Source organism: Dietzia sp. CH92, assembly GCF_032248695.1.
Lineage (GTDB): Bacteria > Actinomycetota > Actinomycetes > Mycobacteriales > Mycobacteriaceae > Dietzia.
The window spans coordinates 564,580-584,257 of record NZ_JAVHXC010000002.1 but is presented as its reverse complement, the minus strand read 5'-3'; the positions used below and the strand labels follow the sequence as shown (position 1 = coordinate 584,257).

Here is a 19,678-nt window from a genome sequence, read left to right as displayed (position 1 = left end):
AGCCACGTTTGGCAGCAGCCAGGGCGGAGAAAACGCGATTCGACCGCCCTGGCTGCTGCCAGAATCGCCGTCAGTGCTGCCACACGGCCGGGTGCCCTGGGAGGCGTGTTCAGGGCACCGCAGGTCAGCACCCAAGCGCCCAAGCTCCAACGCGCGCCCGCGCCGGGTGTCGCCCGGGCGGAGCCCGCAGGCGGCAGGCGAGCGCCGCCGCCAAGCGCCCGCTCACACCCCCCGCAGCTCGGCCATCCGCAGCGCGAGCCGCAGCTCCAGCGCCCGGTCGCCGCGCCGCCAGCCCGGCCCGAGCACGGAGTCGAGCCGGTCGAGCCGCTGGTAGACCGTGTTGACGTGCACGAACAGCCGGTCGGCGGTGGCGGAGGGGCTGCCGTCGGCGGCGAACCAGGCCTGCAGGGTGTCGAGCAGGGAGGTGCCGCGGGCGCGGTCGGCGGCGCGGACCGGCCCGAGGGTGCGCTCGATGAACTGCCCCACGAACTCGCGGTCGGCCTCGCTGAACAGCAGCCCGTATAACCCGAGTTCCTCGGCGGCGGCGCCGGAGCCGGCGCGGTCGAGTGCGAGGAGCAGCCGGGCGGCGCGGCGGGCGCGCTCGACGTGGTCGCCCACCTCGGCGAGTCCGGCCACGCCGGTGAGGGGCCCGGAGCCGCCGACGGTCGCCTGGTGCGCGGAGAGTCGGGCGGCCACGTCGCGGGCGGTGGCGCCGGCGTCGGCCCCGGGCAGGAGCATGACGGCGCGGTCGCCGTAGGTGGTGACGAGCCCGTCGTCGGCGCGGGCGAGGGCGCGGCATTCGGCCTGCAGGGCGCGCGGCATGCGGTCCTCGGCGGGCGCGATGACCAGCGCGACGAGGTCGGTGTCCACGTTCACGCCGAGCAGGGCGGCGCGCCGGCCGATGGCCTCGAGGTCGTGCTCGCCGGGCGCCAGGACCTCGGCCAGGAGCTCGCCGCGCACGCGGTTGTCGGCCTCGTCGCGCGCGCGGTGCCCCAGCAGGATCAGCGCGATCACGGACGCCACGCGCCCGAGCGCCCGCGCGATGGTGGGGACGGGGCCGCGGCTGGCGAAGGTGACGTAGCCGAGGTGGTCGGGGCCGGTGACGACGGGGGCGACGACGACGAGGTGCTCGTCCACCGACCGGGTGACGGGGCCGTCGGTCCACTCGGTGTTCGCGGCGACGTCGTCGAGGGCTCGCCGGAGCAGGTCGAGTGGCGGTCCCTCGGGCGGGCATGCCCAGCCGATCTCGCGGTGGGCGAGGTCGAAGACGGCGGCGGAGCCTCCGCCGATGTCCACCACGAGGTCGACGAGCTCGGGGACGGTGGCCCCGTCCACGACGAGGCGGGTGAGGCGCTCGTGGAGGTCGACGATGCCGGCGAGGCGGGCGGTCTCGGCGTGGGCGGCGTCGAGGGCGTCGCGGGTGTCGTCGAGTTCGCGTCGGCGGCGGGTGGCGCGTTCGGCGGCGGTGAGGGCGGCCGAGACCTGGTCGGCGAGCAGGGCGAGGAGGGTGATCTCGTCCTGGGTGAAGTCGCGTTCGGTGCGGTCGGAGGTGAACAGCATCCCGGTGAGCCGGCCGAAGGTGCGGACGGGGACGCCGAGGATCGCGGTGAGGCCCTCCTCGATGATGATCGGGTCGATGACGTGGGTGTACTGCTCGTCGGAGAGGTAGTTGCGGGTCCAGCGGGGTGCCATGGCCTCGGCGACCTGCCCGCCGAGGCCGAGGCCCATGCCGAGGCGGATGGTGTCGAATCGGGGGCTGGTGGCGCCCTCGGCCATGCGCATGTACGTGTCGCCGCGGGAGGGGTCGAGCAGCATCACGTACGCGAGGTCCGTGCCCACGATCTGGCGGGCCCGCCGGATCGCGATGTGCAGGACCGCGTCCTCGTCCTCGGCGATCGCCAGTTCGGCGGCCGCGTCGAGGACGTCGCGCAGGCCGAGGGCCAGGTCCACCGCCATGTCAGCGGCCGGTGAACTGCGCCTTGCCGGGGCCGTTGTCGATGAACGACTGCATGCCGAGCTCGCGGTCCTCGGTGGCGAACAGGGCGGCGAAGAGGGCGCGCTCGATGGCCAGGCCCGTCTCGAGGTCCACCTCGATGCCGCGGTCGACGGCCTCCTTGACGGCGCGCAGGGCGATGCGGGGTCCGCCGACGAACTGGCGGGCCCACTCGAGGGCGCGTTCGGTGGCGCGGCCGTCCTCGACGACCTCCTCGACGGCCCGCAGTTCGAGGGCCTCGGCGGCGGTGATCGTGCGGCCGGTGAGGCAGAGGTCCTTGGCCACGGCGGGGCCGACGAGGCGGGTCAGGCGCTGGGTGCCGCCGGCGCCGGGGATGATGCCGAGCAGGATCTCGGGCTGGCCGAGCTTGGCCTTGGCGGCGGCGATCCGGCGGTCGCAGCACAGGGCGAGTTCCATGCCGCCGCCCAGGGCCGCGCCGGTGAGGGCGGCGACGGTGGGCTGGGGGATCGCGGCGACGGCCGAGAAGGCGGACTGCAGTGAGCGGGCCTCGGTGACCATCTGCGCGTGGGTCATGTCGCGCATCTCCTTGATGTCCGCGCCGGCGGCGAACACGCGCTCGCTGCCGGTGAACACCACGGCGTCGACGTCGTCGCGGCCCGAGACCTCGGCCGACACCGCGCGCAGCTCCTCCTGCATCGCCCGGGAAAGGGCGTTGACCGGCGGCCGGTTCAGGGTGACGAGGGCGATGCCGTCGGCGACGTCGAGGGATAGGAATTCATACATGGTGGGGCTCCGAAGCTAGGGGGAATCTCCATTGTATGTGAACCACGCCACTCGTACGGTCGGGGCATGCACCCCCAGGTGAGACAGATCACAGATATACGGCTCTGGCGCCCGCCGCTACGGCCCGAGGGCTTCCGGTGGGAGATCCCGGACCGATTCAACATCGGCGCCGCGTGCACCGACGCGCATCCGCCTGAGGCACCCGCGATCGTGGTGGACCGCGGCGACGCCCCGCCCGAGGTCACGACGTTCGGGCAGCTCGGCGAGCGGGCCCGCCGGCTCATCACGTTCCTGCGCGAGCGTGGCGTCGGCGAGGGCGACCGGGTCGCCGTGATGTGCGCCCAGTCCGCCGAGACCGCCGTCGCGCACGTCGCCGCGTACCTCATGGGCGCGATCGCGGTGCCGCTGTCGGTGAAGTTCGGGCCCGAGGCCGCGCTGTTCCGCATGGGCGACTCCGGAGCGGTCGCGGCGGTGTTCGACGCGGACTGCTACGAGCGCCTCGCCGGCGAGCTCGCCGGGCTGCCCGAGCTGCGCACCGTGCTCGTGACCTGCGCGGCCGTGCCGGAGGCGACCTCGCCGGTCGCCGGGGCGATGCTCGCGGCGGGCACAGCCCCGGCAGTGGATGAGGCCGCGGCGGCGACAGCCGACGGCGCCGGCTTCGCTGCCGGAGCAGCCGGGGCCGTAGGTGGCGGGACAATCGCGGCTGGCGGGACCGGCGCGGACGGGCCCGGCGCGCTCACCGTGCTGCCGCTCGCGGTGGCGGAGGAGGCCGACCTCGCCGTCGTCACCCCCGACACCGGACCCGACGACCCCGCGCTCCTCATCTACACCTCCGGTACCACCGGCCAGCCCAAGGGCGCGCTGCACGGGCACCGCGTGGTGCTGGGGCACATGCCCGGCGTGGTGCGCGCGCTCGACGGGTTCCCCGCGGCGGGGGAGACCACCGACGTGTTCTGGACCCCCGCCGACTGGGCGTGGGCCGGCGGGCTCCTCGACGTGCTGCTGCCGAGCCTCTACAGCGGCGTGCCCGTGGTGGCGTCCACCCGGCGGCCGAGCCCGGAGAACGTCGAGCACATCCTCCGGCGACACGGCGTGACCTGCTCGTTCCTGCCGCCCACGATCCTCAAGATGATGCGCGCCTCCGACGTCGACTACTCGCACACCGGCCTGCGCGCGGCGTTCTCCGGCGGCGAGGCGCTCGGCGAGGCCGTCGCCGAATGGGCCCGCGGCGCGCTGGGCGTGCAGGTCAACGAGATCTACGGCCAGACCGAATGCAACCTCATCGTGGGCACCTGCCACGCCGAGTTCGCCACCCCGCCCGGCTCCATGGGCCGCCCGACGCCCGGCTTCGACCTCGAGCTGCTCGACGAGCTCGGCCAGCCCGTCGGCGCGGGGGAGGTCGGCGAGATCTGCGTCCGCTTGCCCAGCCCCAACGCGTTCCTGCGCTACTGGAACGCGCCCGAGAAGACGGACGAGAAGACCGCCGGCGGCGTGCTGCACACCGGTGACCTCGCGACGGTCGACGACGACGGGAACTTCTGGTTCTCCGGCCGCAACGACGACCTCATCTCGTCGGCCGGCTACCGCGTGGGCCCCGGCGAGATCGAGGACCAGATCCTGCGCTATCCGGCCGTCGAGATGGTCGCCGTGATCGGCGTGCCGGACGAGCTGCGCGGGGAGGCGATCGTCGCGTACGTCGTCCCGTCCGCCGACGCCGACGCGGGCGAGGCGCTCGCCCGCGAGATCCAGGCGTTCGTCAAGGAACGCCTCGCCTTCTACCAGTACCCGCGGGAGGTCGTCTTCCTGGACGAACTGCCCACCACCAACACCGGCAAGATCCGCCGGGCGCAGCTGCGCGCCTCGTTCTCCGCCGACCACACAAAGGACAAGTCGTGAACAATCCCGTCGTCATAGGCGTGGTGCTCGCCTACTTCGTGCTGATGTTCGCCATCGGCGCGTGGGCCAACACCAAGATGAAATCGGCCAAGGAGTTCCTCGTGGCCGGGCAGTCCCTCGGCTTCTTCGTCATGGCCATCGCCAGCTTCTCGTCCATCCAGTCCGGCTGGGGCATGGTCGGCGGCACCGGGCAGACGTACTCCTGGGGCCTCCAGGCGCTCATCGCCGTCGGCCTCTTCGCCCCGTTCGGGTTTGCCGCCGCCTGGTTCCTCCTGGGCAGCCGGCTCAACTGGATCGGTAAGAAGCACAGCGTCTACTCGGTGCCCGACCTCATCCGGATCCGTTTCCAGGACCGCACCTCGCACGCCACGATGTCGGTCGCGGTGTTCGTGGCGGCCGTCGCCTACATGACCGCGCAGGTCACCTCGATCGGCGTGATCATCTCGCTGCTGCTGGGCACCTCCGTGGCCACCAGTGCGTGGATCGGTTCGCTCGTCGTGGCCGCGTACACGATGGCCGGCGGGATGCTCGCCGCCGTGTGGACGGACCTCGTCCAGGGCGTGCTCATGGTGGTCATGTCCGTGGGGTTGTTCTTCTTCGCCGTCCAGGTGGCCGGTGGCTGGGTGCCGATGCTCGACACGATCTCCTCGACCAGCGCCGAGTTGCTGTCGATCGACGGCGTGAAGTCGCCGACGTACATCTTCGCCTTCGGCCTCCTCATCTTTGTCGGCGCCGTCGGTCAGCCGCAGCTGCTCACCAAGTTCCTCATGCTGCGCGACATGACCCAGCTCAAGTGGGGTGCGGCCGTCGCCGGCATCGCCTACGCCGTGACCACCCTGTTCTCGGTGGGCATCGGCCTGGCCACCCGCTCTATGACGATCACCGGCGACGCCCCCGAGCTGGAGAACATCGACGACACCGCCATCTGGTTCCTCGACTCCGTCACCCACCCGATCGTCGGCGGCATCGCCCTGACCGGTCTGCTCGCGGCGATCATGTCCTCGGCCTCGAGCTTCATCACCATCGGCGCCTCGTCGATGATGCGCGACCTGCCCGGAGCGTTCGGCATCCGCGTGGTGCGTGAGGTGCTGTGGAGCCGGGTCGCCTCGCTGACCCTCGTGGTGCTCTCGGTCCTGCTCACCCTGTTCCTGTCGCAGGTCGTGTTCCTGCTCGGCGCGCTGGGCTGGGCGGCGTTCGCCGCGGCGATCCTCGGCCCGGTGGTCATGTCGATCTACTGGGAGCGCGCCACCTCGACGGCCGCGACCATCACGGTCATCTTCGCGATCGTCGGCAACCTGGTCATCAGCTCGCTGGCCGCCCGCGAAGTCATCACCGTGCCCGAGTACATGCAGGTCGGCGGCATCTCGCTGCTCGTGTCGATCCTGCTCTTCTACGGGATCTCGCTCGTCACCTCCAACCGTCACCCCGACGCCACCCTGGGATTCCTCTACGGCGGCCCGGGCGCCCACTCCGACGGCGCACTCGCCGGCACCGCCGCCGCCACCGCGCCCGCCGGCACGCCCGCCCCGGGCTCCGCCACCGCGCCGACCGCCACCACCGAAAGGCCCGACCATGTCTGATCTCGCCGCCCTCGACCGCGCCGGTGCCCCCGTCCCCGAGTACAAGCGCGCCGGCACCCTCATCCACGTGTTCGCCGGGATCGCCGCGTTCGCCCTGATCGGGATGCTCGCCGACATCTGGCAGATGGTATTCCTCGCGGTCCCGCTGTTCGCCGTGACCATGATGCTCATGGGCTCGCTGCGCGCGAACGGCACGTGGGACCGCGCGTCGTCACTGGCGATCGGCGGTTACTGCGCGGTTCTGGCTGTGCTGGTGGTGTGGTCGATCCTCACCGCGAGCGGCGACGCCACGCTCTGGGGCCTGCCGATGTCGATGGGCGTGATCGTCTACTTCGTCTGGCCGTACACGGCGATCGGCGCCGGGCTGCTCTACGCGTTCGTCTTTGACCGCACGATCGACGAGAAGCGTCTGGCCGCCGTCGCCGACTGAGCTGTCCCCCAGCAGCCGCGCGTTCCGCGTGACACCGCACCGCATCGCCGCGGGGCGGGGTCACCCGGGGCGCGCGGCTGACGCGTGTCGGGGGGCCGGCCCCGCCGGGGCCGAGCCGGCGGCGCTGACCTGGGCTGTCCTGCTCGCCGCGTTCAGGGCACCGCAGGTCAGGGGCTCGGCGACGACGATGACGACGACGACGAGGCCCGCGGCAGCACCGCGCCCGCCCGTGGACCCTCAGAGCTGTCCGAGCAGGTCCTTCCACACGGGCCGCCAGAACTCGATGGCCTCGGTGGAGTCGAGCTTGGAGTGGACCAGGCCCACCGAGCACTTACCGCCGGCCTTGTCGCTGAAGTTCAGGGCGACGCGGGTGCCGTCGGCCAGCGGGACCCGCCAGTAGCGCCACTTCTCGGTGCTCGACGCGGCGCCGGGGGCCTCCACCTCGACCCCGCCGAACTCCTCGCGCTCCCCGGCGAGCGCCACCCACGCCTCCAGTGCCGAGTCCTTGTCGCCGGTCACGGTTTTGGAAGTGGAGAGCTGGAAGTCGCCGGTGCAGGTCTGGCCGGGGACGCGCAGACCGGCGTGCTGTTCGTAGGCGACGGCCGCGGCCTGGGCCCACCACTCGGCGCGCTCGAGCGACTCGGGCATGTGCTTCAGGGCCAGCACGGCGATCGCCGAGTGCGGCATCTCGCGCGCGCCCGCGCCCTCGAGCACCTCGACCCAGTCGTCCCACGTGCGGCCGGTGGCGGCGGCGATCCCGGCGGTGTTGGAAGGCTTGACCATGACCCCATCCTGCCCTGTGGGTCGCGACCGGGTCGCCCGTATTCCGCCGAAGCCGAGCCGCCGCGCGGCGTGCGGGGGAACGATGAAGGCCCCGGCGGCGAGAGGAGCGTCATGGACGTCGACCGGCCCCGCGAGCGCGACCGGCCCCACGAGCGCGACGAGGCCAGCGAACGCCACGAGACCGAGGCCCAGCGCATTGACCGCAACTGGATCGAGCTGCTGCAGGAGCTGCGCATCGTGCAGACCGGGGGCCAGGTGCTCACCGGCTTCCTGCTGGTGGTGCCGTTCCAGCAGCGGTTCGCCGAGCTCGGGGCCAGCGCCCGCGCGCTCTACCTGGTGATCCTCGCGCTGACGTTGGCCTCGACGGTGATCCTGCTCGCGCCGGTGATGATCCACCGGGCGGTCTTCCGCTCCCATCGCAAGGACCGGGTGCTGCGGCTGTCGGCGACGTTGGCCCGGGTGGGGTTGGCGATCCTGTCGGTCGCGATGGTCGGCCTGGTGGGGCTCATCTTCACGTTGGTGTCCGGTCCGGGGTGGGGAGCCGTCGCCGCGGCGGTGATGGCCGCGTTCGTGGTGGTGATGTTGTTCGTGGTGCCGGCCCGGGTGCGTCGCCGGGCCGTGACGAATCCGTACGTCGCCTAGGGAGGGCCGCGGCGCCGGACGCGCGTGACGCAGCCGCCTGACCTGCGGTGCCCTGGCGCACCCGTTCAGGGCACCGCAGGTCAGAGGGGGTGCGCCGCGCTGGGCCGAGAGTAGGCCACGACAACGACGACGACGAGGCCAGCCCACTCGTCCGCGCTGCCGAGGCCCGGTCGGCTGAACCGGCGCTGCCGGGCCCCGGGGTTTTGATGTCACCATTGCGACGGTCGAGCCGTTTTTCGCAGTGGTGACACCAAGAATCAGCCGGCGGGTGTGTCAGGAAGCAGCTGCAGTAAAGAGGCGGGTCGTCTGGGCGGGGTCGCGCGAAATGAACATCGCCGCCGGCCCGTTGACGGGCCGACGGCGAACGTTCTCAGGCTGACCTACTCGACTGCGACGAACACTTCGCCGCCGAAGGTTCCGAGTTCCAGGCGGAGCAAGCCCGACTCACCCTCGGGAATCGCGAGATCAATGTTGCCGGTCGCAGACGCACCGGTGTAGAGCTCCCCTTCCAGGGGATCGGGCGTCACGGCGGAATGGTCGTAGTCCCGAATCACGTTGCCGGCGTCGGTGACGAAGGCTGCGCTGAGGAAGTCGGCGTGACCAGATTCATCCCCGATGTACGTAGCCGTGAGATTGACCAGGGCGTACTGGCTTCCGGGCGGCGGAGGATCATTGAACATGTTGGCCGCCATGACCTGGTCGGTTGCGTTGCGGGTGAAGCTGTTGACGACGACTTCCCACTCGTCCGAGCTGAGGACATCGCCGATCGCTGACGGGTTGGTCCGGCTGCCGGTGCTGTCGTCGGAGTCGGCATCGCTAGAGTCTGCGACCGCTCCAGCGCCCGAGCTCCCTGACCCCGGCTGAGACACCGTCACCTCGTCGTCGAACGCCTCGTCGAAGGCATCCCCCACGACGGTGACGAAGAAGGCCATGGCGACAATCGTGCCGACGATGGAGACGATGACGGCAGAGATTGAGGTTCCCTTGGGCTTGCCGCTCATGAACAGCCCGACCAAACCGAGGATGAAGCCGAAGGGGAGCAGGATCCAGCCGACGATCGCCGCACCGGGCACCACCGACATGATCGTGCCCAGGACGGCGACGATGAGCGCCACCATGCCGACCGTGTTTCGCCTCTTTGGCTCCTCCTCGAGCGAGGGCAGGGAACCGTATGGCGGGCCGCTGAAGGGGGCATTGGGACCACTGGACCACGGCTGCGCGCCTGCTTGGCCCCCGGAGTGCGGGCCGGAAACGCCGGCGTACTCGTGCTGCGGCTGAGGGGACGACGCGGACGGCGACCAGGGGCCCGGGCGGGACGGTTTGCCGTCCGACGTTCCCTGCCTCGGAAAATCTGATTCTGGCATGTGAGTAAGAATTACATAAGCAGATGCTCAGTGTCTAACTTCAACTCAAATGCTGGCTAGAAGGCCTGTGGCGTCTCTTGCCGGTCCAGGTCCGAACGATTGTCTATAAGTCCCCGGGCAGCTTGTCGCGGCGGATGTCGCGCCAGGAGGGTTGGCGCATATTGCCGTCGTCGGTGAAGCCCTGGTGGCGGACCTCCACGACGAGCTTGGGTGTCACCCAGACGGCGTCGCGGCGGGCGTCGGCGGGCAGCTGCTCGACGAACGGACTGGTCTTGCGTTCGAGGCCCTTGAGTTCGTCGAGCAGTGCGCGGGCCTGTTTGTCGGTGAAGCCGGTGCCGACGCGGCCGATGTAGGCCAGGCCGGTCTCGGCGGGAAGGCCCAGCAGCAAGGAACCGAGTGAGCCGGAGCGTCCGCCCTTGCCGGTGCGCCAGCCGCCCACGACGGCCTCGGTCGTGGTGAGCAGCTTCTGCTTGAGCCACGCCTTGGACCGGCGGCCGGATTCGTACTTCGAGTCCCGCCGCTTGGCGACGATGCCCTCCCAGCCGTACTCCTCGGCCTCGGCCAGGGCGCGGTCGCCGGGCCCGTCGAGGACCTCGGGTACGTGCACGCGCTCGACCTCGCGCAGCGCGGGCGCGATCAGGTCGAGCACCTCGCGTCGCCGTTCCCACGGTTGTTTCTGCAGGTCCACGCCGTCGACCTCGAGGACGTCAAAGACGAACAGCTCCACCGGCGGCAGCGACGAGTCCTTGCCCTCGGCGGCGGCCTGTTTGGCCAGCGACGCGAAGTCGGGGACGCCCTCGGAGTCGAGGATCACCAGCTCGGCGTCGAGGACGGCCCGCCGCTCGAGCGCTTCGGCCAGCCCGGGGAAGCCGTCGGCGAGCCAGTCCATCGAGTTGCCGTTCCGGCTGACCAGGCGCGTCTGCGTGCCGTCGGTCGCCAGGGTGACGCGGTAGCCGTCCCACTTGCCCTCGAAGGCCCACGCGTCGTCGGGTAGGTCGGTGACCTCGGCGGCGGTGGGGATCATGGGCAGCGGGGGAGCGTCGGGGCGGTGGGCGGTGTCGGACCGGTCGGTGGCCCGTGAGCGCGTCTTGCCGCCGGAGCTGTCAGAGCCGGATCCGCGGGCACGTTTGTCGTCGTCCGGGTACGAGGACTTGGGGTTGTCGTGGCCGCCGTAGAACGAGTCCGGCGACTGGTCCTTCATGTACTGCGCGATCCACTGGTTCTTCTCGGCGCTCGTGCGCACGAGGACGTAGCGGCCGTCGAGCTTCTCGCCGTGCAGCCACACGATGATCTCGTCCTCGCGCCATTTCTCGCACTCGTACCAGCCGCGGTCCCAGATGGTCATGTGGCCGGCGCCGTACTCGCCCTTGGGGATGGTGCCCTCGAACGTCTCGTAGCCGAGCGGGTGGTCCTCGGTGTTGACGGCCAGACGCCGGTCCTTGGGCTCGGTCGGCAGGTTCTTCGGCACGGCCCAGGAGGCGAGTACCCCGTGGTGTTCGAGCCGCAGGTCGTAGTGCAGGCGCCGAGCGTGGTGCTCCTGGATGACGAAGATCGGCCCCTCGGCGTCCTCGCGGTCGGTCTCGACCTCGCCCTCGAACGGTTCGGGCGTGCGACGGCGGTCGCGCTTGCGTCGGTACTCGTCGAGGCTGGTCACGACCGCGTCAGGCGAGGTGGGTTCGGTGTCGCACCCCTCCTCGGCGGCGACGCGGTGGGGGTCGTCGTCATCGGACGACGACGAGGACTTCTTCCCCCCGCCGGACTTCGTGGTTCCACGTGAATCCGAACTGTCCGGGGAGGCGCTCTTCGCGGAGCTGGACGACGAGGAGGACTTCTTCGACGACGAGGACGAGGTGGACGTGGAGCTGGTCGACTTCGATGCGGCCTTGGACGAGGACGACTTCGCGGCGCCGCTGCTCTTCGTGTTGCCGGACTTCGTGGACCCCGACCCCGACCCCGATCCCGAGCGCGTCCCCGAGCCCGACGCTTCGAGGCCGTCGAGGAGGTCGCCATCGGAGTCCAGGCGCTTGAGGACGTCGTCCCAGTGCAGGTGCGTCAGCCCGCCGTCGCCGAGTTCCTCCCACGAGCGGGGCGCGGCGACCCACGGTTCGGCCCGCCCGCGCAGTGAGTAGGGCGAGACGGTGGTCTTGGCGCCGCTGTTCTGGCTCCAGTCGACGAACACCTTGCCATCGCGAATCGAGCGCTTCATGGTGGCGGTGACCAGGTCCGGGGTCTGCTTGGCCAGGGACTGCGCGATCTCCTTGGCCACCTTTGAGGCGCTGGCGGCGGTGACGGCCTTGTCCAGCCGGGCGTAGAGATGGATGCCTTTCGAGCCACTGGTGACCGGGAACGATTCGAGTCCCGCCTCGGACAGCAGGTCCCGGACGCGCAGGGCCACCTTCGCCGTCGTATCCAATTCCACGCCCTCACCCGGATCGAGGTCGATCACGATCCGCCGCGTCCTCCCCGGCTCGCCGTCGGACAGGGTCCACTGCGGGACGTGCAGCTCGAGGGCGGCCTGCTGGGCGAACCAGGCCAGAGTCGCGGGGGAGTCGAGGACGGGGTAGGTGACCGTGCGCGAGGAGTGCTCGATCGACACGCGCGGCACCCAGTCGGGCGCGTGGGAGGGCAGGTTCTTCTCGAAGAACGAGTCGGCCTCGGTGCCGTCGGGCCAGCGCTTGCGGGTGACGGGCCGGTTGCCGGCGTAGGTCATGAGCAGCGGCGCGACGGCCGTGTAGTACTCCAGCACGTCGGCCTTGGTGGTGCCGGTGGCCTCGTACAGCACCTTGTCGGGATGGGTGAAGCGCACGGTGCGCCCGTCGACCTTCACCGACTCCTTCTGCCCCTTAGTCGCCATGGGACCACTCTGGCACTCGCGTGCGACATCGGCGACCGGCTCGGCAGAGCGAGATCACCTAGTTGTCAGCCACGCTGTGTGTTCATGCTGCCTCCGCCCAACGATCCTGACCCGGGTGTGAGCGGGGTGGCGGGAACACTGACCCCTGCCCAGCCGGCGTAGAGGGTGAGGTCGCCGGTGACGGGGGTCGCCGGGTCGAACTGCTCGGTCGCGTCGGGCGTGGTGTACCAACCGGTGAAGGTGTGGCCGGGGCGCTCGGGCGGGGTGGGCAACGTGACCGTCTCGCCGTGCCAAGGCGTCGCGGGCGGGATGTCCGCGTCGGTTCCGGTGCGGAATTCGACGGTGGAGTAGGTCGTGAGGGCGTAGCCCTTCCACGTTGGCGCGGTATAGGAACCCTCTCCGTCCCCGACGAGGCGGTTCGGGACGGCGATCGTCAGCCCGGAGGCGGTGCCCAGGGACGGCAGGGTGGCCTCGCTGCCGGAGATGGTCTCGGGGGCGGGGCCTGCGAACTGCACACGGGTGAGGTGGTTGTTGTTGCGGAAGACTCCGCTGCCCATCCGCCGGAGCGTGGCCGGGAGTTCCACCGAGGTGAGCGCGTTGACGCCGAAGGCTTCCTCGCCCAGGTCGGTGAGGGCAGCGGGTAGGTCAACGCTCTCGAGCCGGTTGTCGAAGAACGCCTTGTAGTCGACGGTGGTGAGGGTGTCGGGCAGGTCGACCGAGGTCAGGAGGTTGCTGGAGAAGGCGTGCTTGCCCAGGGAGGCCAGAGCACCGGGCAGCGTCAGGCTTTCGATGGCGTTCTGGGTGAAGGCGAGGTCGCCGATGGTGGTCACGGTGTCGGGCAGGTCGACTGCGGTCAGCGTGTTCCGGGCGAACGCGAAGCCCTCGATGGTGGTGAGGCTGTCAGGGAAGTGCACTTCGCTCAGGCTGTTCTCGAGGAACGCCGCGCTGGAGATGGTGGTCAGCGTGCGGGGGAGCTCGATGGAGGTCAGGCCCGCCCCCGCGAAGGCGTTCGTCCCGATCCTGGTCACGGCGTACTCGATGCCGTCGATTGCGACGGTGTCGGGGAGGGTGAGGTTAGTGCCGTGGTTCCGGTCGTACCCGGTGGCGGTGGCCCCGGCGTCGCGGTTGTGGGGGTCCACCACGTAAGTGACACCGTCGAGAATTGTCACCGTGGTGACCGCGCGTGCGGGTGCAGCCTGGAGGGCGGCCAGCATGAACGCGGCCAACAGCGCCACGAGCATCGGGGCGAGGCGGCGGGTCGCCGAGGCGGCGGGGGATAGGGCGAAGGGCATGGGGGCTTCCTGGCAGGCGGAGTGCCCTGCGCGGACCCGGGTGGGGAGAGGCGACGCGCAACGCATGGTGAACGGGTATCGCGCGGACTCGGACGGCCGGTCAGGCCGTGGAGTACGTGGGATGCCCCCCAGGATAACAACGTCCTCACTTTGGGCCGGCGTTCTGTGGGGAGTGTTCGAGGCGTGGCGACGACGACGACGAGGACCTCAGCCGCTAGCAGGAAGGTCTGTCACCGATCGGGCGTCACCGGCGTCCACGCCAGCCGATTCCGGCACTGATGTGACCGGCACGCGGATCAGCGGCGGGAGGTCGAACACCCACCCGGCGGTGCCGTCGGGCCGGAGCATGGCCTGCTGCGCGGAGTCGTCGAGCGCGATGGCGAGGACGATCTCGTACTCCCGGCCCGGCGACAGCGCGGTGACTCGAGAGTTCGCCGCCTGCTCGCAGTCCGAGCTGACTCGGCCGGCTTTGCGGATAGACCCGCCGGGGCGGACCTCGGCGAAGTCGTCCGGGCCGATGGACGCCCACCGCTCGGGGCCGGCTTCGTCGGAGGTGCGGATGCTCAGGGTGAGCTCCACGCCGCAGTCGGGCGTGCGCGAGATGTCGTCAATCCCCGCAGTGCCGAGTTCGACGCCCTCGCGGTTGACCACGGCGAACTCGCGGCCGACCCTCACCTGCTCGGCGTCTTGGGGGCCCTCGGATGCAGCGGTGGGCTCAGGTGCGTCTGAAGTTGCGGGCGCGGAGGTCGCGGGTTCCGAACTCGCGGACTCCGGCTCGGAGACGTTGGGCTCGGAAGACGCGGAAGGGGATGGCGACGCATTCCGACGCGGGGCGGACTCGGTTGCGTTGCCCGTTTCGCGCGTCGTCGTCTCGGCGTTCGCGTCGGAACTGTCGTGGGCACCGGTGTCCTCGGACGAGGGCGCAGGCGCGAAGCTCAGGTCGTCCGACGGAATCTCGCTACTCGGATTCACATTGGTTTCCGGGCCCGCGGTCGCGGCGGTCCTTGATGCAGCCATCCGCCCGGACTGCTCGAGAAGCGGACTGGGCCAGCTCTCATTGGGTCGGTCCGGCCTCTTGCTTACGGGAGTCGACGCGCCGCATTCGGCGTGCGCGAGGATTATGTGAAACGCCCAGGGGTCAGAACCGAGAACGTTTCCTGTCGCCTCAACGAAAAGACGTAGCTGCGCCAAGCCGTAGCCCTTGCCAGACACTCGATGATGCTGAAGAACCCCCTTGTAGGTATACGCCCCAATGTTCCTGGTGAAAGAGACCTGGCGGCCTTCGCTCGGAATCGCCACTTGATCACCGGAGTCCCAGAGGAATCCGCCGATTGTGATGGGGGCGCCCGTGAGCGACGTACGGCCGTCAATGCCGGGAGAGCAGGATGCGGTTGCAGTGATCGGGGAGGAAGAGGTGCGGACGAGCGGCACCCTGACGAGAACGGCAAGTGCAGAGGCCTCGAGATCCCGAATTTGGGACACGGCATAGCTGGTTCCGGGGCCGTCAGGGAAGTTTTCGAGCTGGCACCCGTTGGGCTGACGGTTCTCTCGACGTGCGCACGTCCGAGTTTCGGCGCTTGCACGAACTGAAGTGAGGAAGTTGCCGACGGACTCCCTCGTCCAATTCGAGGGCGCTGGGTCGCGTGCAATCCAATCGGTCGATGGGGTGACTTCTCTCTGGATCGCCCCGATGCCGTTTGCACTAGACAGCCACGGCTTGAGAGAGCCGAAAGAGGCGGCGGATCTCGCGAAGTTCTGTCCGGCTACCTCACTGGTACCAAACTGGGCAGTCCCCATGACCCGGTCCGACCACGTCGCCTCTGTCGGGCGAATGGTGGCCGCACTCAGGGCTACCGTCGCGATCAGCGCGAGAACTCCGAAGACAGCAAGACCGACGCGAAGTTGTCCGCAGTACTTACTCATCGACCGATCCTCCGTTCGAGTTGTCTTCCTCACCCCGCGGCCAGAACGCCCACAGCACGCCGAGCGCCGCGACGAGGCTGATCCCGCCCAGGACGTAGGGGTTGCCGAACCACACGATCACCTTGGCGAGCTCGGGCACGGACCAGAGGACCTTGCGGACCGTCTCGACCCGGTACATACCGGGGTCGATGTTGGGGTTGGCGTCACCTTTCATCTGCACGAGCGCCTCGCCCGGCGACTGCGGGTGCACTTCCACCACCCGGTGGGTGACGGGGAGCTGGCCCTCTTCGCGATCGACCGTGATCACGTCTCCCACCCGGATCTCATCGGCGGAGATCTCTTTGACCACCGCAACCGAACCGGTGGGGATCGTCGGCGACATCGACCCGGTCTTGAACATGATCAGCGAGATGTTCATGGACACCGCGAGGATCACCAGAATGACGCACACCACGCCGCCGGCGGCGAGCAGGTTGCCGATGCCGCCGCCGATGTAGGACCACACCGACCGGCCCCGCGGCGCCCGATGGGCCCCGGCGATCGAGGTCGACTCTTCGGACGGGGGCGGCACGGTCTGGGCGCTCATGGCGGTCTCCTGACGAGGGCGTGGAGGGAAGGAGAGGGGAGTTCAGTGAGGCGCCGGCGACGGCGGGATCACCGCCGCCGACGCGTGGCGGATTACGGGGCGGCGGGCTCGTTCTTGGAGGTGGCGGCGAACTCCCAGAGGATCTCTTGCGACTTCTTGTTTGAGACGGTGGGGGTGGCCTTGTCGTCGAGCGTGGCCGAGAAGCAGATCCAGCGGTAACCGTCGGCGGCGATCTCGGTGCTGAGCGTCTGGCCGGCCGGATTGCCGATTGCCACGGGGGCGCCGAACGGGGCGCCGGAGCCGCACGCCGGAGCAGTCTTGCCGGTGCCGGCGTCAGCAACGGCGACCTTCACGACGTCCCTCAGATCACTGGTATCGACATTGGTCCGCTTCAGGACAATGTCGGCGCCTAGGTTGCCCTCGACCTCGTGCAGGCCGACGAGCTGGTAGACGGGGACGCCCGGAATGAGGGCATTGGCGTTCTGGGCGAAGGACATGGCCCCCGGCGCGTCGGTGCCTGAGCCGGTCGACGAGACGTGCTCATTCCAGCTGGCGCCACCATCGAAGGACCCCTTGATATTGAAGGCATTCCCTTCGGTCCCGAACGTACCGGCACCCCACACCGTGTCGGACCAGGCGGCCAGGGTCACGGCGGCGCCCACGCCCAGAACGAGGCCGGAGGCCATGATCGCGCGGGCCTTCTTGCGACGGTTCTGGTTCTTCGCGGCGGGCTGGGGGGACTCAGTCGAGGTGCTCATCGGCAGGCCTTTCGGGAGGGGCTGGCGTCAGCGGTTGCTGACGCGACACGTTTATTATTGTTCACCTACCCGCGAGTAGCAACCGGAACGGCGCCCATTGTTGACTAATTCACACATTGGCCGATTCTCGGGACAAACCGTCTCCGCCAGGCATTATGAGGCGCCCCTCGGGTATTCCGATGAGCGGGACGGCCAGACCGATCGTTCTGGTCAACTGACTTGGACACTTGATTTAGAAGCTTGGAGATCCAAGTAAACATTGCCGGGCACAACTGGGCCCGCGCTCCGAGTCCGTGAGACCGCCTCCCGAAACACCCGCCCACGACACAGAGCAGCGCCGCGGGTATCGCACACCCACGGCGCTGCTCAGGGGGTTACGCCCGGACGGCCCGGACGCCCGCCCGCCCTACCTCGCGAAGTCGATGACCAACCGCCCACGCGTCCCGCCGGCCTCGAGCCGCTCGTGCGCACGCCACGCGTCGGCGGGCGCGTAGCTGTCGGCCACGCGGAGCGTGACCACGCCGTCCTCGGCCAGCCGCCGCAGCTCGTCGAGCTTCTCCTGCTCCTCGGCCATGTCGGCCACGCTCACGGCGTGGACCCGCAGGTCGCGCTTGCCGTCGCCCTGATACCACCGCACGGTCGCCACGTCACCGCCGGTCTTCACGGCGGGAAGCACGGCGGCGTCATGCACGGCGCCGTCGAAGAGGCCGTCGACCCCGTCGGGGTACAGCTCGAGGATCCGATCGGCGACGCCGTCGCCGCGCCGGACGATCTCGTCGGCGCCGAGGGAGCGCACGAGCTCCTCGTCGGCCTCGGACGAGTCGGCCACCACGTGCAGCCCGGCGTGCTTGGCCAGCTGGATGACGTACCCGCCGGTCGAGCCGGCCGCGCCCGTCACGGCCAGCACCTGGCCGGGCTGCAGATTCATGAGGTCGAGAGCGCGCCGGGCGGTGAGCCCGTTCATCGGCAGGGTGGACGCGGCGATGTCGTCGACCCCGCGCGGGACGGCGACGATCGACCGCGCCGGCAGCACGACGTCCTCGCGATACGCGCCGTGATCGTGGCGCGGGACGACGATCCCCATCACCCGGTCGCCCACGGACAGGGTGGTGTCGGCGTCCTCGCCGATCTCGACGAGCTCGCCCGCGATGTCCATGCCGGGCACGTCGGCGGCGCCGCGCGGAGTGCCGGTCTTGGAGCGCGAACCGTTGCGCGTGTAGGTGTCGGTGGGGTTGACGGTGGCGGCGGTGACGCGCACGCGGACCTCGGTCGGGCCCAGTTCCTGCCGCGGGACCTCCACGACCTGCAGAGCGTCCGGGCCCCCGTAGGTCGTCACTCCGACGGCGCGGACGGGGGCGGTGGAGACGGTCATTCTTCCTCTTTCCCGCAGACCGGCGAGGGGGCCGGGCCGCTGGATTGTTGGCACGATTGACTTCTGTCTCGCAGGGTAACCACGGCGGCGGGTCGGTGCCGCCGCGCGCGACGGGCCTGGGGAGGTGTCGACGACGACGACGGCGACGACGACGAGTTCACCCTGGCCGCTCACCGCCCGCTGTCACCCACTCCTCCGAAGTTGCGGGAAGGTCAATCGCACGAGGGCGGGCCCGACGTGGGTGTGCTGCTCGTCGAGTGGTCACATCCGAGCGGTTGGGGACGAAACCACCTGGGACAACGCGAACGAAATCGACCCCGCGATGGCGGACCCTGACCCTCGAACCACCGGCCGGGCCCGTCACCGGCCCCTCGCCGGCCCGTCGCCGGGCCCCTCACTGCCCGCGCGCTACCCCGTGAGCCGACGGTTACCGACCGCTGCGGCAGCGAAACGGCCACGACACAAAGGACAGTCAGACTCGGTCCAGTTCACCAACGCGGCTACCGCAGAGCTGGAGGAGACGACGTGTCCTACGTTCAACCAGAGGCCTTCACCCGGGCGATGATCGACGCCGGGGCCAAGAAGGTCCACATGTCCACCCGAGACACGCTGATCCGCGGCTTCATGGCCGGCGCGATCCTGGCGTTGGCGGCGGCGTTCGCCGTCACGGTCACCGTGCAGACGGGCAGCGCGCTGCTTGGGGCGGTGCTCTTCCCGGTCGGCTTCATCCTGCTGTACCTGCTCGGCTTCGACCTGCTGACCGGCGTGTTCACGCTGGTGCCGCTGGCCCTGCTCGACAAGCGCAGGGGCGTCACGGTCGGCGGGATGCTCCGCAACTGGGGCCTGGTCTTTGTGGGCAACTTCGCCGGCGCGCTGACGGTGGCGTTCCTCATCGCGTTCATCACCACGTACGGCTTCAACGTGGCACCCGACGAGGTGGGGCAGCGGCTCGGCGAGATCGGCGAGGCGCGGACCCTGGGGTACAAGGAGTACGGCGCGGCCGGGATGCTCTCGCTGTTCTTCCGCGGCGTGCTGTGCAACTGGATGGTCTCCACCGGCGTGGTGGCGGCGATGATGTCCACCAGCGTGAGCGGCAAGGCGCTGACCATGTGGATGCCGGTGATGCTGTTCTTCTACATGGGCTTCGAGCACTCCGTGGTCAACATGTTCCTGTTCCCGACCGGGCTCATGCTGGGCGGCGACTTCTCGCTGGGCGACTATCTGGTGTGGAACGAGATCCCCACGGTCGCCGGGAACCTGGTGGGTGGCCTGCTCTTTGTGGGTCTGACCCTCTACGTCACCCACGCCCGTACCAAGGCGCGGCGCCCGGTCGAGTCGACGCCCGAGCCCACCGAGGTCGCCGCCGTCTCGGCCTGACCCCGCCCGAGTCCCCGGTCCTGAGCCCTGAACCGGGACCGCCCCGCCCCCCGCGGCCGCGCCCAACCCAGGCGCGGCCGCGCC

15 protein-coding genes are annotated in these 19,678 nt (G+C 70.0%); 5 read left to right on the top strand and 10 right to left on the bottom strand.

The features are described from left to right. Positions 1 to 222: 222 nt before the first annotated feature. On the bottom strand, positions 223 to 1,956 hold the full coding sequence (locus RWK90_RS06100) for a helix-turn-helix domain-containing protein (RefSeq protein WP_314035797.1): 1,734 nt from the start codon (positions 1,954 to 1,956) through the stop codon (positions 223 to 225). 1 nt (position 1,957) lies between these two features. After that, complete coding sequence (locus RWK90_RS06095) at positions 1,958 to 2,737, bottom strand: enoyl-CoA hydratase-related protein (protein WP_314035795.1); 780 nt, start codon at positions 2,735 to 2,737, stop codon at positions 1,958 to 1,960. A 66-nt stretch (positions 2,738 to 2,803) separates the two neighbouring features. On the opposite strand from RWK90_RS06095, the gene RWK90_RS06090 reads away from it, so the two are divergent. From RWK90_RS06090 to RWK90_RS06080, 3 genes are read left to right on the top strand one after another with little or no spacing between them, the layout of a single operon-like run. Next, a complete protein-coding gene (locus tag RWK90_RS06090; protein ID WP_314035793.1) occupies positions 2,804 to 4,633 on the top strand; it encodes an AMP-binding protein in 1,830 nt (609 codons plus the stop codon). Beyond that, on the top strand, positions 4,630 to 6,213 hold the full coding sequence (locus tag RWK90_RS06085; protein ID WP_314035791.1) for a sodium:solute symporter family transporter: 1,584 nt from the start codon (positions 4,630 to 4,632) through the stop codon (positions 6,211 to 6,213). The genes RWK90_RS06090 and RWK90_RS06085 overlap by 4 nt, the downstream gene beginning before the upstream one ends. After that, positions 6,206 to 6,643 (top strand): hypothetical protein, encoded by a 438-nt coding sequence (locus RWK90_RS06080; protein ID WP_314035789.1) that lies wholly within the window; start codon positions 6,206 to 6,208, stop codon positions 6,641 to 6,643. Before RWK90_RS06085 ends, RWK90_RS06080 begins: the two co-directional genes overlap by 8 nt. 237 nt (positions 6,644 to 6,880) lie before the next feature. Here RWK90_RS06080 and RWK90_RS06075 read toward each other — a convergent pair whose 3' ends face one another. Further along, positions 6,881 to 7,426, bottom strand: a complete 546-nt coding sequence (locus tag RWK90_RS06075) for a hypothetical protein (RefSeq protein ID WP_314035787.1) — start codon at positions 7,424 to 7,426, stop codon at positions 6,881 to 6,883. Positions 7,427 to 7,537: 111 nt separating this feature from the next. On the opposite strand from RWK90_RS06075, the gene RWK90_RS06070 reads away from it, so the two are divergent. Further along, positions 7,538 to 8,068, top strand: a complete 531-nt coding sequence (locus tag RWK90_RS06070) for a DUF6328 family protein (RefSeq protein WP_314035785.1) — start codon at positions 7,538 to 7,540, stop codon at positions 8,066 to 8,068. A gap of 380 nt (positions 8,069 to 8,448) precedes the next feature. Here RWK90_RS06070 and RWK90_RS06065 read toward each other — a convergent pair whose 3' ends face one another. The 7 genes from RWK90_RS06065 to RWK90_RS06035 form a co-directional block, all read right to left on the bottom strand. After that, entirely contained in the window at positions 8,449 to 9,186 is a 738-nt protein-coding gene (locus RWK90_RS06065) for a DUF4352 domain-containing protein (RefSeq protein WP_314035783.1), read from the bottom strand. 349 nt (positions 9,187 to 9,535) lie between these two features. Then, entirely contained in the window at positions 9,536 to 12,286 is a 2,751-nt protein-coding gene (locus RWK90_RS06060) for an ATP-dependent DNA ligase (RefSeq protein WP_314035781.1), read from the bottom strand. A 65-nt stretch (positions 12,287 to 12,351) separates the two neighbouring features. Then, positions 12,352 to 13,578: a leucine-rich repeat protein gene (locus RWK90_RS06055; RefSeq protein WP_314035779.1), complete on the bottom strand. Its 1,227-nt coding sequence runs from the start codon at positions 13,576 to 13,578 to the stop codon at positions 12,352 to 12,354. A 207-nt stretch (positions 13,579 to 13,785) separates the two neighbouring features. Continuing rightward, positions 13,786 to 15,501, bottom strand: a complete 1,716-nt coding sequence (locus RWK90_RS06050) for a hypothetical protein (protein ID WP_314035777.1) — start codon at positions 15,499 to 15,501, stop codon at positions 13,786 to 13,788. Continuing rightward, complete coding sequence (locus tag RWK90_RS06045) at positions 15,494 to 16,087, bottom strand: signal peptidase I (RefSeq protein WP_314035775.1); 594 nt, start codon at positions 16,085 to 16,087, stop codon at positions 15,494 to 15,496. Before RWK90_RS06045 ends, RWK90_RS06050 begins: the two co-directional genes overlap by 8 nt. Positions 16,088 to 16,179: 92 nt before the next feature. Then, positions 16,180 to 16,845, bottom strand: a complete 666-nt coding sequence (locus RWK90_RS06040) for a SipW-dependent-type signal peptide-containing protein (protein ID WP_314035773.1) — start codon at positions 16,843 to 16,845, stop codon at positions 16,180 to 16,182. Between the two features lie 406 nt (positions 16,846 to 17,251). Beyond that, a complete protein-coding gene (locus RWK90_RS06035; RefSeq protein WP_314035771.1) occupies positions 17,252 to 18,217 on the bottom strand; it encodes an NADP-dependent oxidoreductase in 966 nt (321 codons plus the stop codon). Positions 18,218 to 18,742: 525 nt separating this feature from the next. Between RWK90_RS06035 and RWK90_RS06030 the strand changes: the two genes are divergently transcribed. Next, positions 18,743 to 19,594: a formate/nitrite transporter family protein gene (locus RWK90_RS06030; RefSeq protein ID WP_314035769.1), complete on the top strand. Its 852-nt coding sequence runs from the start codon at positions 18,743 to 18,745 to the stop codon at positions 19,592 to 19,594. The last annotated feature ends 84 nt before the right edge of the window (positions 19,595 to 19,678 follow it).